The 15,427-nt window shown below is 41.0% G+C and carries 19 protein-coding genes; 18 read left to right on the top strand and 1 reads right to left on the bottom strand.

Going from position 1 to position 15,427, the window contains the following annotated elements; all coding sequences use genetic code 11:
- Positions 1-64: 64 nt before the first annotated feature.
- Positions 65-796: an ABC transporter ATP-binding protein gene (locus EII37_RS09880; protein WP_124788454.1), complete on the top strand. Its 732-nt coding sequence runs from the start codon at positions 65-67 to the stop codon at positions 794-796.
- The gene (locus EII37_RS09875) at positions 793-1,842 is read left to right on the top strand and encodes an ABC transporter permease (protein ID WP_124788453.1); all 1,050 of its coding nucleotides are present in this window, start codon (positions 793-795) and stop codon (positions 1,840-1,842) included. The genes EII37_RS09880 and EII37_RS09875 overlap by 4 nt, the downstream gene beginning before the upstream one ends.
- Positions 1,843-1,903: 61 nt before the next feature.
- On the opposite strand, the gene EII37_RS09870 is transcribed toward EII37_RS09875, so the two are convergent.
- A complete protein-coding gene (locus EII37_RS09870) occupies positions 1,904-2,233 on the bottom strand; it encodes a helicase BlpT (protein ID WP_124788452.1) in 330 nt (109 codons plus the stop codon).
- A 295-nt stretch (positions 2,234-2,528) separates the two neighbouring features.
- Here EII37_RS09870 and EII37_RS09865 point away from each other — a divergent pair, with 295 nt between their 5' ends.
- The 16 genes from EII37_RS09865 (at position 2,529) to rbfA (ending at position 15,376) form a co-directional block, all read left to right on the top strand.
- Positions 2,529-3,266, top strand: a complete 738-nt coding sequence (locus EII37_RS09865; RefSeq protein ID WP_124788451.1) for a LytTR family DNA-binding domain-containing protein — start codon at positions 2,529-2,531, stop codon at positions 3,264-3,266.
- A 13-nt stretch (positions 3,267-3,279) separates the two neighbouring features.
- Positions 3,280-4,629 carry a sensor histidine kinase gene (locus EII37_RS09860; protein WP_124788450.1) on the top strand — a complete coding sequence of 450 codons (1,350 nt, stop codon included), beginning with the start codon at positions 3,280-3,282 and terminating at the stop codon, positions 4,627-4,629.
- Between the two features lie 68 nt (positions 4,630-4,697).
- Positions 4,698-5,054 (top strand): hypothetical protein, encoded by a 357-nt coding sequence (locus tag EII37_RS09855; protein WP_124788449.1) that lies wholly within the window; start codon positions 4,698-4,700, stop codon positions 5,052-5,054.
- A 288-nt stretch (positions 5,055-5,342) separates the two neighbouring features.
- Positions 5,343-5,462 (top strand): PncF family bacteriocin immunity protein, encoded by a 120-nt coding sequence (locus EII37_RS11445; protein WP_004269601.1) that lies wholly within the window; start codon positions 5,343-5,345, stop codon positions 5,460-5,462.
- 442 nt (positions 5,463-5,904) lie between these two features.
- Positions 5,905-6,309, top strand: coding sequence for an immunity protein (locus EII37_RS09840; protein ID WP_124788447.1), 405 nt, complete (start codon positions 5,905-5,907; stop codon positions 6,307-6,309).
- A gap of 45 nt (positions 6,310-6,354) precedes the next feature.
- Positions 6,355-6,603 carry an immunity protein BlpZ gene (gene blpZ, locus EII37_RS09835; RefSeq protein ID WP_000276503.1) on the top strand — a complete coding sequence of 83 codons (249 nt, stop codon included), beginning with the start codon at positions 6,355-6,357 and terminating at the stop codon, positions 6,601-6,603.
- Positions 6,604-6,632: 29 nt separating this feature from the next.
- Positions 6,633-7,238 (top strand): CPBP family intramembrane glutamic endopeptidase, encoded by a 606-nt coding sequence (locus EII37_RS09830; protein WP_124788446.1) that lies wholly within the window; start codon positions 6,633-6,635, stop codon positions 7,236-7,238.
- Positions 7,239-7,442: 204 nt separating this feature from the next.
- A complete protein-coding gene (locus EII37_RS09825) occupies positions 7,443-8,054 on the top strand; it encodes a CPBP family intramembrane glutamic endopeptidase (protein ID WP_124788445.1) in 612 nt (203 codons plus the stop codon).
- A 162-nt stretch (positions 8,055-8,216) separates the two neighbouring features.
- Positions 8,217-9,011, top strand: coding sequence for a cell cycle regulator CcrZ (ccrZ, locus tag EII37_RS09815; RefSeq protein WP_124788443.1), 795 nt, complete (start codon positions 8,217-8,219; stop codon positions 9,009-9,011).
- Positions 9,008-9,643: a tRNA (guanosine(46)-N7)-methyltransferase TrmB gene (gene trmB / locus EII37_RS09810; RefSeq protein WP_001266094.1), complete on the top strand. Its 636-nt coding sequence runs from the start codon at positions 9,008-9,010 to the stop codon at positions 9,641-9,643. Before ccrZ ends, trmB begins: the two co-directional genes overlap by 4 nt.
- 126 nt (positions 9,644-9,769) lie before the next feature.
- Complete coding sequence (gene rimP / locus EII37_RS09805) at positions 9,770-10,249, top strand: ribosome maturation factor RimP (RefSeq protein ID WP_000338691.1); 480 nt, start codon at positions 9,770-9,772, stop codon at positions 10,247-10,249.
- Between the two features lie 43 nt (positions 10,250-10,292).
- On the top strand, positions 10,293-11,429 hold the full coding sequence (gene nusA, locus EII37_RS09800; protein WP_000032285.1) for a transcription termination factor NusA: 1,137 nt from the start codon (positions 10,293-10,295) through the stop codon (positions 11,427-11,429).
- 21 nt (positions 11,430-11,450) lie between these two features.
- A complete protein-coding gene (rnpM, locus tag EII37_RS09795; protein WP_000857561.1) occupies positions 11,451-11,744 on the top strand; it encodes an RNase P modulator RnpM in 294 nt (97 codons plus the stop codon).
- Positions 11,737-12,036, top strand: coding sequence for a YlxQ-related RNA-binding protein (locus EII37_RS09790; protein WP_001041390.1), 300 nt, complete (start codon positions 11,737-11,739; stop codon positions 12,034-12,036). Before rnpM ends, EII37_RS09790 begins: the two co-directional genes overlap by 8 nt.
- 16 nt (positions 12,037-12,052) lie before the next feature.
- A complete protein-coding gene (infB, locus tag EII37_RS09785) occupies positions 12,053-14,860 on the top strand; it encodes a translation initiation factor IF-2 (protein ID WP_124788442.1) in 2,808 nt (935 codons plus the stop codon).
- A gap of 165 nt (positions 14,861-15,025) precedes the next feature.
- Positions 15,026-15,376, top strand: coding sequence for a 30S ribosome-binding factor RbfA (gene rbfA, locus EII37_RS09780; protein ID WP_001273601.1), 351 nt, complete (start codon positions 15,026-15,028; stop codon positions 15,374-15,376).
- The last annotated feature ends 51 nt before the right edge of the window (positions 15,377-15,427 follow it).

Genomic DNA, 15,427 nt, shown 5'->3' with positions numbered 1-15,427 from the left:
ATCTACCTCTACTGTATTGAATTTTGATATAATATAGCTACATTATACCAGATTTGGAGAAAATATGTTAGAAATTAAAAACCTGACAGGTGGCTATGTCCATGTACCTGTCTTGAAAGATATATCCTTTACTGTTGAAAGTGGGCAGCTGGTCGGTCTGATTGGTCTCAATGGTGCTGGGAAATCGACGACTATTAATGAAATTATCGGTCTGTTGACACCTTATAGTGGCTCCATCAATATCAATGGTCTGACCCTGCAAGGAGATGCGACTAACTACCGTAAGCAAATTGGCTACATTCCTGAGACACCTAGTCTGTATGAGGAATTGACCCTCAGAGAGCATATCGAAACGGTTGCCATGGCTTATGGTATTGAGCAAAAAGTGGCTTTTGATCGAGTGGAGCCTTTGCTAAAAATGTTCCGTTTGGACCAGAAATTAGACTGGTTTCCTGTTCATTTTTCAAAAGGGATGAAGCAGAAGGTCATGATTATCTGTGCTTTTGTGGTGGATCCAAGTCTTTTCATCGTGGATGAGCCTTTCCTTGGTCTTGATCCGTTGGCTATTGCAGACTTGATTCAGCTTTTGGAAGTGGAAAAGCAAAAGGGTAAGTCCATTCTCATGAGTACCCACGTGCTGGATTCGGCGGAGAGGATGTGTGATGCCTTTGTTATTCTCCACAAGGGTGAGGTGCGTGCTAAGGGAAATCTCCTGCAACTGCGCGAAGCCTTTGACATGCCTGAGGCTAGTTTGAATGATATTTACTTGGCTCTGACCAAAGAGGAGGAGCTATGAAAGACTTGTTTTTAAAGAGAAAGCAGGCTTTTCGTAAGGAGTGTCTTGGTTATCTGCGCTATGTTCTCAATGACCACTTTGTCTTGTTCCTGCTTGTCCTGCTGGGCTTTTTAGCCTACCAGTACAATCAACTCTTACAAGATTTTCCTGAAAATCATTGGCCCATCCTTTTGTTTGTAGGAATTACGTCTGTTTTACTTTTGCTTTGGGGAGGAATTGCCACCTATATGGAGGCTCCAGACAAGCTCTTTCTCTTAGTTGGAGAAGAGGAAATCAAGCTCCATCTTAAGCGTCAAACTGGCATTTCCCTAGTTTTTTGGCTCTTTGTCCAAACCTTTTTCTTGCTGTTATTTGCGCCCTTATTTTTAGCAATGGGTTATGGCTTGCCAGTTTTTCTGGCCTATGTGCTTTTATTGGGGGTAGGAAAATATTTCCTCTTTCGTCAAAAGGCTAGTAAATTTTTTACTGAAACTGGACTGGACTGGGATTATGTCATTTCCCAAGAAAGCAAGCGTAAGCAAGTCTTGCTTCGTTTCTTTGCCCTCTTTACGCAGGTAAAGGGAATTTCAAACAGCGTCAAGCGTCGTGCCTATCTGGACTTTATCCTAAAGGCTGTTCAGAAGGTGCCTGGGAAGATTTGGCAAAATCTCTATCTGCGTTCTTATTTGCGAAATGGAGACCTCTTTGCGCTCAGTCTTCGTCTGCTCTTGCTCTCCATACTGGCGCAGGTCTTTATCGAGCAAGCTTGGATTGCGACAGCAGTGGTGGTTCTCTTTAACTACCTCCTGCTCTTCCAGTTGCTGGCCCTCTATCATGCCTTTGACTACCAGTATTTGACCCAACTCTTTCCGCTGGACAAGGGGCAAAAGGAAAAAGGCTTGCAGGCGGTAGTCCGAGGATTGACCAGTTTGGTCTTAGTAGTGGAATTAGTTGTTGGGTTGATTACCTTCCAAGAAAAACTAGCCCTTCTAGCCTTACTAGGAGCTGGTTTGGTTTTACTAGTCTTGTATTTGCCTTATCAGGTAAAACGTCAGATGCAGGACTAACATTGCCTATATGACACTAAAAAAGAAGTTGAGTTCAGTTTGTCTCAACTTCTTTTATTTTCTACAGGATAATGGTTGGTCCGTAGAGACTCAACTTGGTCTTGACTTGGTCAAAGTGGAAGCGGTCATAGGCCCGCCAAGCGGCGCGAGTAGGAGCATCTGGATTGAGGGCGCTGAGTCCCATGAGAAGACTGGAAGTCTGGTAAAATTTTTCCAGTTCAATCAAGACTCGATTATCCACTGTCTCAGCCTTGGCTAGAAAGGCAAGAATAGAGTTTAATTGCTCCTGAAAGCGGACGTCGTCAGCGCTTGCCTGTTTGCATACTTGGTAAGCTTTGTTTAGGTCAGTAATCAAAGTCTGAGCTCTTTTGATAGGGTCTGCATCTGTCATGAAAATTCCTCCTTTAATCTGGGTGCTAGTCTTGATTCTAGCAATTGTATTTTGATACTGTCAGTTTATCACTTTTATCTCCTTTTTTGCCTACAAATCTTTAATTGTTCTTGAAATTTCCTGAATGGTACTGTTAAGATTTTATGATAAAATAGTGGTAAGATTATCATGCTTATTTGAGGAACAAGACACCTTTCAGGAGCGTTGAAGGCCTGTTTAGGATTTGGTGGGCTTGTATCATAGTATTTTTGCTATTCTCTTTTTAGGAAGAAATCGAAACAAGGAGAGTAAGAAGATGAGAATATTTGTTTTAGAGGATGATTTTTCCCAACAGACTAGGATTGAAACGACGATTGAGAAACTCTTGAAAGAACATCATATCACTCCCAGCTCTTTTGAGGTCTTTGGGAAGGCAGACCAACTGCTGGCAGAGGTGCATGAGAAGGGCGCCCATCAGCTATTCTTTTTGGATATTGAGATTCGAAATGAGGAGATGAAGGGGCTGGAAGTGGCTAGAAGGATTCGGGATCGGGATCCTTATGCATTGATTGTCTTCGTGACGACTCACTCGGAGTTTATGCCTTTGTCCTTTCGCTACCAAGTGTCTGCTTTGGACTACATTGATAAGGCCCTTTCGGCAGAGGAGTTTGAATCTCGGATTGAGACAGCCCTCCTCTATGCCAATAGTCAAGATAGTAAAAGTCTGGCGGAAGATTGCTTTTACTTTAAATCAAAATTTGCCCAATTCCAGTATCCTTTTAAAGAGGTTTATTATCTCGAAACGTCGCCCAGAGCCCATCGTGTTATTCTCTATACCAAGACAGACAGACTGGAATTCACAGCGAGTTTAGAGGAGGTTTTCAAGCAGGAACCCCGTCTCTTGCAGTGCCATCGCTCTTTTCTCATCAATCCTGCCAATGTGGTTCGTTTGGATAAGAAAGAAAAACTTCTTTACTTTCCCAATGGTGGAAGCTGTATGATAGCGCGTTATAAGGTCAGGGAAGTGTCTGAAGCTATCAATAACTTGCATTGAGCTAGGAGAGTTTATGAATATTGCTTGGATATTATTGTATACACTTATTACTCATGGACTAGAAATTGTCATTTTCTTTAAGGTGGATGGAATTGGTCTCACTTTTGAGAGGATTTTTAAAGCCTTTCTTTTTAAGATACTGTTGGCCTTTGTTTTTTTAATGATTGGCTATATGGTAGGAGATAGTTTCCTATTTTATTTTATGGAACCCTTGTACGGTATAGGCTTGTCTTTCTTACTGTTAAGAGGGCTTCCTAAAAAACTTCTCTTCTTTTATGGTCTCTTTCCAATGATATTGGTGAATCTCTTTTATAGAGGGGTCTCCTATTTTGTGCTTCCATTTTTGGGACAAGAAATTGTAGATAAAGATAGCAATCCTATCTTTTTATTGATGATGATATTCGTTTGCTTCATAGTTTTAGTCTTTTTGAAATGGTTGGACTATGATTTCACTAACTTGAGAAAGGAAATTCTCGATAAAGGTTTTCAAAAGTCCCTGACTACGATTAACTGGATAATGGGGGGCTACTATCTAGTGATGCAAAGTCTGTCTTTCTTTGAATATGAACAAGGTATTCAATCAACGACTGTTCGCCATCTGATTCTAGTGTTTTACCTGCTCTTTTTTATGGGGATGATCAAGAAATTGGATACCTATTTGAAGGACAAACTTCATGAGAGACTGGACCAAGAGCAGGTCTTGCGCTACAGAGATATGGAACGCTATAGTCGGCATATAGAGGAACTTTACAAGGAAGTGCGGAGTTTTCGCCATGACTACACCAACCTCTTAACCAGCTTACGTCTGGGCATTGAAGAGGAGGATATGGAGCAGATAAAAGAGGTCTACGACTCGGTCTTAAAGGATTCTAGTCAGAAATTGCAGGACAACAAATATGACCTTGGCAGATTGGTGAATATTCGGGACCGTGCCCTCAAAAGTCTTCTAGCAGGGAAATTTCTAAAAGCCAGAGATAAGAACATTGTCTTTAATGTCGAAGTTCCTGAGGAGATTCAGGTTGAGGGGATGAGCCTACTTGATTTTCTAACCATTGTGTCTATCCTTTGTGACAACGCTATTGAAGCTAGTGCAGAGGCTAGTCAACCTCATGTTTCAATCGCCTTTTTAAAAAATGGAGCACAGGAGACCTTTATCATCGAAAACTCCATCAAAGAAGAGGGTATAGATATTTCTGAAATCTTCTCCTTTGGAGCCAGTTCTAAAGGGGAGGAGAGAGGAGTTGGTCTCTATACCGTCATGAAAATTGTGGAAAGCCATCCTAATATCAGTCTAAATACCACCTGTCAAAATCAAATCTTTCGTCAGGTTTTAACGATTCACTCGATGTCAGTTGATGATTAGAAGATTTGTGGAAAGAAGTACTGCCTAAAGTCATCAATTAAAATACTATAGTATGCGAGGTATCATAAATGAATAAGAAATCCTATTTTATCATCTGTTCTACGTTGATCATAGCATCGAATCTCCTCATGATTTCCGTGGTGAATAAGGGAGAAGAAACGGGGAGTAATCTGTTTGTGATTGCTATAGCCTGTGTTTTGCTGCCAGCCTTTTTATATGCGGTTGAAAACAGACTTACTTCAATGGTAAGAGTAGAATCAATACTCCTGATTCAGTTGACAGTTATATCCCTACTCCGTCTTATCAACAGAATAGGGAGTACGCCTGAAATCCTCAACATTATCATTACCCTTATCGCTTTGGCAAGTGGGACAGCTGCTATTCTTGTTGCAATCATGAGAATATATGAGAACAGACGGAAGTAAGGCTGAATAGCTTTCGATGTATTTTCACATTGTTAAATTCCCATAGGGCAAGTATGTTTTTCACGCTTGCTTTTTAAATTTTTTAACAATTCAAGATGTTTTGATGACCATTTGTGATTTGGATGGAAAATTTTAAAAAATAGTAGTATACTAACCTTATTAAGGTTGTAATAGGACGAAAGTAAAAAGAGGTATTCCTCGTGAATATAAAAACAATGTTACCATTGGCTATTATGCTTGCTTAAAGGCTTGAGCCTGTAAGTAGAGGAACTGTACTTGGAGGTAATTATGGATTTCAAAAGTTTTCTTATTGTTTTTGTTGTTGGCATGTTTGTTTCTTTTATTACTTCTTTAATTAGGGAAAAATTTTTAAAATCTCCAAAGAAGAATAAAGATAGATCTAATTAGATAAAAAGATTTTTTATTGTTAGTTTAATCTACAGTGGAGTTTCTTTAATATTGTTTCGCCTGTCAAAATGATATGTGATAGCAGGATAAAAAATCTACAAATTAAGTTGGTATCAATACGGTGTAAAGGGCAAGTATGTTTTTCATGCTTGCTTTTTTAAATTTTTTACAATTCAAGATGTTTTGATGACCATTTATGATTTGAGTGTTCCAAGGATAAAATGAGTGCTATACTAGCAGTATAAAGGTTCTAGCTCAACAAACATTTAGGAGGAAATCTTATGAAGAAAAAAATACTTGTCATTTTTATCTTGTATCTGATCATGTCCATCTTTCTATATCCGCTTAGGGAGAGTACTTGGTATCATCTATTTTATACCATAGCCTATATGATTGCGGTTGTGATCTATTTTGCTTTAATGAAAAAGAAAGGAGCAAAGAAATGAAAACTTTTCTTGCTAAAAAACGGAACATCTTTCTTGCGAGATTGTTCCTAGGTCAGTTGCCCTTGCTTGTCTCCACTTATCTATTTCTATCTCGTCAGTTTTTAAATTTTTCCTTAATTTTCCAATTTCTTTTAGTGGTTATTAACTTGGCTTCTATTTTGGTCACTGTTTACTTCACTAGGGAAATGAGGATAAGAGAATTTGAAGATGATGATTTGGTTAGTCCTAGAACCAATCAACTCATGTATATCGGTTTGACAGGCTTTATGTCTATTATTTGTTTGTATAGAGGTATCACAGCAGGAGAATTCTATCAGCAATTGATTGCCTACATTGGTGCTATTCTCTGCTTGATTATTATGCTTCTACTCATTTGGGGCTTGAAGTATTATAAAAAGTAGGGAAGAACTTGCGGCTAGTCTATAGTCTGATAAGAGGAGGTCATCATGTATAAACACTTATTTTTCCTAGATTCCAAAACTTTAGACCGGTTGACGCCCTATATTCTGGTCTTGGCTTCTGACACCATTGCCTTTAATGTTTTTGTGCTAACCTTTGTATCTGCGGTGGTCTTTAATTCCCTAAATTCCCTGCTAGCTTTAATGGCTATATTCTTAGGGGCTGGCTATGTGGTCGGATTTTGGTTACTCAAATGGTTTGTTTTGGAAAGGCTAGAACTAAAGAATGACGTGTAGGGAGTCTGTTTGGTGGGGAGGCTAGTTTTATGAGAATTTTTAATAAGTGCCATGCCTTGTTTTTGGGATTTTTAGTATTTGCAATCGTTGGTGCAGCGGGTTATTCCATTAATCAAGGGGATTATTTTCAACACCAGTACACATTCATTGTTGTAAAGAGTCTCTTGCTTTTCCTTAGTTTTGGCTATGCGAAATGGTTTGATATGATTTCTTTGGGGATTTTAAGCAGGAAACAACTCTTGCTCTTCATTGGAATTTTTCTTCTCACTGTGCTGGTAAGTATTAGCTATCATGCTTTTTTCTCAGTTGTTTCTGGTGCTTCGGATCAACACCTTGAGGAAGCTAGTAAAGGACTTTCGCTTTCTTTTATTGTTAGTGCTACAGTTTTGGCACCTATCCAGGAGGAACTCCTGTTTAGAGGGCTTCTTCAAGGTGCAGTTTTTGATAATTCTTGGCTGGGGCTTGTACTGACTTCCTCTCTCTTTTCTTTCATGCATGAACCTTATGATATTCCTTCGTTTTGCTATTATCTTTTCGGGGGCTTGTTGCTGGGCTTTGCCTATAAAAAGAGCCAAAATTTGTGGGTTTCTACTCTAGTACATATGTTTTACAACAGTTTGCCACTTTTAACTTAAACTCAATGAAAATTAAAGAGCAAACTAGGAAACTTTGCTCAAAACAGTGTTTTGAGGTTGTGGATAGAACTGACGAAGTCAGTAACCATACCTACGGCAAGGCGACGTTGACGTGGTTTGAAGAGTATAAAATGGTTTGTTTTGGAAAGACTAGAGCTCAAGGATGACTTGTAGGGAAGTCTGTTTTTTGAGGAGGATAATTTGATGGAGTTGTTTGATAAATTTCATGCCTTGTGTTTTGGATTTTTAATACTACTAATCGTCATTACAGTGCCTTATACGATTAACCATGGGGATTTTTTTCAAAATGAATCTGCATTGATTATTGTAAGTTTTCTTGTAACCTCGATGAGTGTTGCTTATGCTAGAAAGTTTGAAATGATTTCTTTTGGGATGTTAAGTAAGAAACAACTTTTGCTTTTCATTGCAATCTTTCTTCTAAGTCTGCTTGAGACGCTGGTTTATATTCATTTCTTCGCTGTTTCTTCTGGCGCAGGAGTTCAACACTTGGCGGAAGTCAGCAGAGGAATTTCCCTGTCTTTGATTTTGACTACCTCAGTTTTTGGACCAATCCAGGAGGAACTCATTTTCAGAGGGCTTCTTCAAGGTGCCGTTTTTGACAATTCTTGGTTAGGGCTTGTACTGACTTCCTCACTCTTTTCGTTCATGCATGGCCCTTCTAATGTACCTTCGTTTATTTTTTATCTACTTGGGGGTTTGTTGCTGGGATTTGCTTATAAAAAGAGCCAAAACTTATGGGTTTCTACTCTAGTCCACATGTTTTACAACAGTTGGCCACTCTTATATTATTTATAAAAATTATGAAAAGGTAAGTAGGAGATTGTGCTTACCTTTTTCTTTCTATAATGATACCCCCAACCACCCCAGAGGCTTTTCTTTGAGAATCGGGCGTGGAGCGGTTGACGAATAGGCCAAAAACTAGTAGAATAGTAAGGAAACTTTATACGGAGGAAAGAAATGGATTTGGGTGATAATGGGCTAACACTAACTCCCATACCTGGGAAAAGTGGCAAGGCTTATATGGGTAGCTATCCTGATGGGAAGCGTATCTTTGTAAAAATGAACACCTCTCCAATCCTACCTGGTCTAGCTAGAGAACAAATTGCTCCACAATTATTATGGAGTCGTCGTTTGGCAGATGGGCGTGATATGTGTGCTCAAGAATGGTTGACAGGCAAGATATTGACCCCCTATGATATGAATCGTAAACAAATCGTCAATATTTTAACCCGTCTTCATCGCTCACGTCCGTTGATGACACAGTTGAGTCGTTTGGGGTATGCCATGGAAACACCTGTAGATTTACTGCAGTCTTGGCAAGAAACGGCTCCAGATGCTTTGCGTAAAAATCATTTTATCAGTGAAGTGATGGCTGATTTACGTCAGACTATTCCAGGATTTAGAGAGGACTATGCGACCATTGTCCATGGAGATGTACGACATAGTAATTGGATTGAGACAGATAGTGGCTTGATTTATTTGGTAGATTGGGATTCGGTTCGCTTGACCGACCGCATGTTTGATGTAGCTCACATGCTCTGCCATTATATTCCAGAACATCAGTGGAAGGAATGGTTGACCTACTACGGTTATAAGTACAATCAAACGGTATTAACTAAATTGTATTGGTACGGTCAATTGTCTTACTTGAGCCAGATTTCCAAGTATTATATGAACCAAGATTTAGAAAATGTCAATCGGGAGATTCATGGCTTGCGTCACTTCCGAGACAAGTATGGAAAGAGAAGATGAGAGTTAGAAATCGTAAAGGGGCGACAGAATTACTAGAGGCAAATCCTCAGTATGTGGTCCTCAATCCCTTGGAAGCCAAGGGGAAATGGCGGGACTTGTTTGGTAATGATAATCCCATTCATGTGGAAGTTGGAAGTGGAAAGGGTGCCTTTGTTTCAGGTATGGCCAAGCAAAATCCTGACATCAACTATATCGGGATTGATATTCAAAAGTCTGTTTTGAGCTACGCTTTGGACAAGGTGCTTGAAGTTGGAGTGCCTAACATCAAGCTCTTGTGGGTAGATGGTTCTGACTTGACTGACTACTTTGAAGACGGTGAGATTGATCGCTTGTATCTGAACTTTTCAGATCCTTGGCCTAAAAAGCGTCATGAAAAGCGTCGTTTGACCTACAAGACCTTCTTGGATACCTTCAAGCGTATCTTGCCTGAAAATGGAGAAATTCATTTCAAGACGGATAACCGTGGCTTGTTTGAGTACAGCCTAGTGAGCTTTTCTCAGTATGGCATGAAGCTCAATGGTGTCTGGCTTGATTTACATGCCAGTGATTTTGAAGGCAATGTCATGACAGAATACGAGCAAAAATTCTCCAACAAGGGGCAAGTTATCTATCGAGTTGAGGCAGAATTTTAAGAAATAGCCTAAAATCAGGCTGTATAAGTGCTTTTGCTTTACATAAGTTGGCAAACGTGTTATACTTATAGTAAGAATATGAGAAAGAGAGGCGGGGAAATATCTTCGCCTCTTGCTTATGAGGAGGTGGACGCAATCGCAACAATCGTAGAATTAGTCAGAGAAGTTGTAGAACCTGTCATACAAGCGCCTTTCGAACTCGTGGATATCGAGTATGGAAAGATTGGCAGTGACATGATTCTCAGTATTTTTGTAGATAAACCTGAAGGAATTACCTTGAACGACACAGCAGACTTGACAGAAATTATCAGTCCTGTCCTAGACACCATCAAGCCAGATCCCTTCCCAGAACAATATTTCCTAGAAATCACCAGTCCGGGCTTGGAACGTCCTTTGAAAACCAAGGATGCCGTCGCTGGAGCGGTTGGGAAATACATCCATGTCGGGCTCTACCAAGCCATCGATAAGCAAAAGGTCTTTGAAGGAACCTTGTTGGCCTTCGAAGAGGACGAGTTGACTATGGAATATATGGACAAGACGCGTAAGAAAACCGTCCAAATTCCATACAGTTTAGTATCAAAAGCACGTTTAGCAGTTAAATTATAGAAAAAGAAAGGATAGCTTTTGAGGATTCAAAAGTGAAGAAAACATGAGTAAAGAAATGCTAGAGGCCTTCCGCATTTTGGAAGAAGACAAGGGAATCAAAAAAGAAGATATCATCGACGCAGTAGTAGAGTCGCTTCGTTCCGCTTATCGCAGACGCTATGGTCAGTCGGACAGTGTAGCTATTGACTTTAACGAGAAAACAGGTGACTTTACAGTCTATACTGTCCGTGAAGTGGTTGATGAAGTATTTGATAGCCGTTTGGAAATCAGCTTAAAAGATGCTCTTGCCATTAATTCAGCCTATGAGCTTGGGGATAAAATCAAGTTTGAAGAAGCACCTGCTGAGTTTGGTCGTGTAGCAGCCCAATCTGCCAAACAAACCATCATGGAAAAAATGCGCAAGCAAACACGTGCCATTACCTATAACACTTACAAAGAGCATGAACAAGAAATCATGTCTGGTACAGTAGAACGCTTTGACAACCGCTTCATCTATGTCAACCTTGGCAGCATTGAAGCCCAATTGTCAAAACAAGACCAAATTCCTGGAGAAGTTTTTGCTTCTCATGATCGTATCGAAGTATATGTTTATAAAGTTGAAGACAACCCTCGTGGTGTCAACGTCTTTGTTAGCCGTAGCCATCCAGAAATGATCAAACGTTTGATGGAGCAAGAAATTCCAGAAGTTTATGATGGAACTGTTGAAATTATGAGCGTGGCTCGTGAAGCTGGTGACCGTACGAAGGTTGCCGTTCGCAGTCATAATCCAAATGTGGACGCTATCGGTACAATCGTTGGACGTGGTGGTGCTAATATCAAGAAGATTACCAGCAAATTCCACCCAGCTCGCTACGATGCTAAGAGCGACCGTATGGTACCAATCGAAGAAAATATCGACGTTATCGAATGGGTAGCTGATCCAGCTGAATTTATCTACAATGCTATCGCTCCTGCTGAAGTTGACCAAGTTATATTTGATGAAAACGACAGCAAACGTGCCTTGGTGGTTGTACCAGATAACAAGCTTTCTCTTGCCATTGGTCGTCGTGGACAAAACGTGCGCTTGGCAGCTCACTTGACTGGTTACCGTATTGATATCAAGTCTGCTAGCGAATTTGAAGCCATGGAAGAAGCTGGTTCGGTAGATTTGGAAGCAGAAAACGATACTGTAGAAGAATAAAAGCTGCTAGAGGAGGGAAAGATGAAAACAAGAAAAATCCCTTTGCGCAAGTCTGTCGTGTCTAACGAAGTGATTGATAAGCGTGATTTGCTCCGCATTGTCAAAAACAAGGAAGGACAAGTCTTTATAGATCCGACAGGCAAGGCCAATGGCCGCGGCGCTTATATCAAGCTAGACAATGCAGAAGCCTTAGAGGCGAAAAAGAAGAAGGTCTTTAACCGCAGCTTTAGCATGGAAGTGGATGAAAGCTTTTATGACGAGTTGATCGCTTATGTGGATCACAAAGTGAAAAGAAGAGAGTTAGGACTTGAATAAGCAAAAGATAAGCAATCTCTTGGGACTGGCTCAGAGAGCAGGGCGGATTATATCGGGTGAAGAATTGGTGGTCAAGGCCATTCAAGACGGAAAGGCCAAGTTGGTCTTTCTAGCCCATGATGCTGGACCCAATCTAACCAAGAAGATTCAAGATAAAAGTCATTATTATCAAGTAGAAATTGTAACCGTGTTTTCAACACTGGAATTAAGCATAGCAGTCGGGAAATCGAGAAAGGTTTTGGCTGTGACAGATGCTGGATTTACAAAGAAAATGAGGTCTCTTATGGAATAGAAGAGGAGGACATGATTTGTCTAAGAAAAGATTGTACGAAATCGCAAAAGAGCTTGGAAAAGAAAGTAAAGAAGTTGTAGCGCGTGCAAAAGAGTTGGGCTTGGATGTGAAAAGCCACTCATCAAGTGTGGAAGAAGCTGTCGCTGCAAAAATCGCTGCCAGCTTTAAGCCTGCAGCTGCTCCGAAAGTAGAAGCAAAACCTGCTGCACCAAAAGCAAGTGCAGAAAAGAAAGCCGAAAAATCTGAGCCAGCTAAACTAGCTGTAGCCAAGGAAGAGGCAAAACCTGCTGAGCTAATCGCTCCTAAAACAGAAAAAGTAGCAGCTAAACCGCAAAGTCGTAATTTCAAGGCTGAGCGTGAAGCTCGTGCCAAAGAACAGGCAGAACGACGCAAGCAAAATAAGGGCAATAACCGTGACCAACAAAAGGGAAATCATCAAAAGAATGATAACCGTAATGGTGGAAAACAAGGTCAAGGCAACCGCGACAATCGTCGTTTTAATGACCAAGCTAAGAAACAGCAAGGTCAGCAAAATCGTGGCAATGAGCGCCGTCAACAAGAGGATAAACGTCCAAATCAAGTAGCTCCACGTATTGACTTTAAAGCCCGTGCAGCAGCCCTAAAAGCAGAACAAAATGCTGAATATGCACGTTCAAGTGAGGAACGCTTCAAGCAGTATCAGGCTGCTAAAGAAGCCTTGGCTCAAGCTAACAAACGCAAGGAACCAGAGGAAATCTTTGAAGAAGCGGCTAAGCTAGCTGAACAAGCGCAGCAAGCACAACAAGCACAGCAAGTTCAAGCAGTGGTTGAAGTCGTCCCTGAGAAAAAAGAACCTGCAGTGGATACACGTCGTAAAAAACAAGCTCGACCAGACAAAAATCGTGACGATTATGATCACGAAGAAGATGGTCCTAGAAAACAACAAAAGAATCGAAGTAGTCAAAATCAAGTGAGAAATCAAAAGAATAGTAACTGGAATAACAACAAAAAGAACAAAAAAGGCAATAACAAGAACAACCGTAATCAGACTCCAAAACCTGTTACAGAGCGTAAATTCCATGAATTGCCAACAGAATTTGAATATACAGATGGTATGACCGTTGCGGAAATCGCAAAACGTATCAAACGTGAACCAGCTGAAATCGTTAAGAAACTTTTCATGATGGGTGTTATGGCCACACAAAACCAATCCTTGGATGGAGAAACCATCGAACTCCTCATGGTGGATTATGGTATCGAAGCCAAACAAAAGGTTGAAGTGGATAATGCCGACATCGAACGTTTCTTTGTCGAAGATGGTTATCTCAATGAAGATGAATTGGTAGAGCGTCCACCAGTTGTAACTATCATGGGACACGTTGACCACGGTAAAACAACACTTCTAGATACTCTTCGTAATTCTCGTGTTGCGACAGGTGAAGCGGGTGGTATCACGCAACATATCGGTGCCTACCAAATCGTTGAAAATGGCAAGAAGATTACCTTCCTTGATACACCTGGACACGCGGCCTTTACATCGATGCGTGCGCGTGGTGCTTCTGTTACCGATATTACTATCCTGGTCGTAGCGGCAGATGACGGGGTTATGCCTCAGACAATCGAAGCCATCAACCACTCAAAAGCAGCCAATGTTCCAATCATCGTAGCCATTAACAAGATTGATAAACCAGGTGCTAACCCAGAACGCGTTATCGGCGAATTGGCAGAGCATGGGGTTATGTCAACTGCTTGGGGTGGAGATTCTGAATTTGTTGAAATCTCAGCTAAATTTAACCAAAACATCGAAGAATTGTTGGAAACAGTCCTTCTTGTGGCTGAAATCCAAGAACTCAAGGCAGACCCAACAGTTCGTGCAATCGGTACAGTCATCGAAGCGCGCTTGGATAAAGGAAAAGGTGCGGTCGCAACCCTTCTTGTTCAACAAGGTACCTTGAATGTTCAAGACCCAATCGTTGTCGGAAATACCTTCGGTCGTGTCCGTGCTATGACCAACGACCTTGGTCGTCGTGTTAAGGTTGCGGGACCATCAACACCAGTTTCAATCACAGGTTTGAACGAAGCACCGATGGCGGGTGACCACTTTGCTGTATACGAAGATGAAAAATCTGCGCGTGCAGCAGGTGAAGAGCGTGCCAAACGTGCCCTCATGAAACAACGTCAAGCTACCCAACGTGTCAGCCTTGAAAACCTCTTTGATACGCTTAAAGCTGGTGAACTCAAATCAGTTAACGTTATCATCAAGGCCGACGTACAAGGTTCTGTTGAAGCACTTTCTGCCTCACTTCAGAAAATCGATGTAGAAGGTGTTAAAGTTACCATTGTTCACTCAGCGGTCGGTGCCATCAACGAATCTGACGTGACTCTTGCCGAAGCTTCAAATGCCTTTATCGTTGGTTTCAACGTACGCCCTACACCACAAGCTCGTCAACAAGCTGAAGCTGACGATGTGGAAATCCGTCTCCACAGCATTATCTACAAGGTTATCGAAGAGATGGAAGAAGCCATGAAAGGGATGCTTGATCCAGAATTCGAAGAAAAAATTATTGGTGAAGCAGTTATTCGTGAAACCTTCAAGGTGTCTAAAGTGGGAACTATTGGTGGATTCATGGTCATCAACGGTAAGGTTACCCGTGACTCTAAAGTCCGTGTTATTCGTGACGGTGTCGTTATTTACGATGGTGAACTCGCAAGCTTGAAACACTACAAAGACGACGTTAAAGAAGTTACAAACGGCCGTGAAGGTGGTCTCATGATTGATGGCTACAATGATATCAAGATGGATGATGTGATTGAGGCTTATGTTATGGAAGAAATCAAACGATAATAGAGAAACGATAGCTCATTTGACTCGTCGTCAATAGCGCCTTGATGAACTTCAGTTCTATCTAAGGCTTGTTTCCTAGATTCAAATGGCTCTAGTTCCTCTATCTAATAGAAATAGCTAGGTCTGCTGGCTTAGCTTTTGGTTCAAAGTAGAGAAAGGAATATCATGGCAAATCATTTCCGTACGGATCGTGTGGGCATGGAAATCAAGCGTGAAGTTAATGAGATTTTGCAAAAGAAAGTCCGTGATCCGCGTGTCCAAGGTGTGACCATCACAGATGTTCAGATGCTAGGTGACTTGTCTGTTGCCAAGGTTTACTACACCATTTTGAGTAACCTTGCTTCGGATAATCAAAAAGCCCAAATCGGGCTTGAAAAAGCAACTGGTACCATCAAACGTGAACTTGGTCGCAATTTGAAATTGTACAAAATCCCAGATTTGACCTTCGTCAAAGACGAATCCATCGAATATGGAAACAAGATTGACGAGATGCTACGCAATCTGGATAAGAACTAAAGAAGAGGGGCAACCCTCTTTTTTGGTGCTTGAACTCTTCTAGCTATTAAT

This window comes from Streptococcus sp. OH4692_COT-348 (assembly GCF_003859975.1).
In the GTDB taxonomy this organism is placed as follows: domain Bacteria; phylum Bacillota; class Bacilli; order Lactobacillales; family Streptococcaceae; genus Streptococcus.
This window is presented reverse-complemented; position numbering and strand designations above follow the sequence as displayed.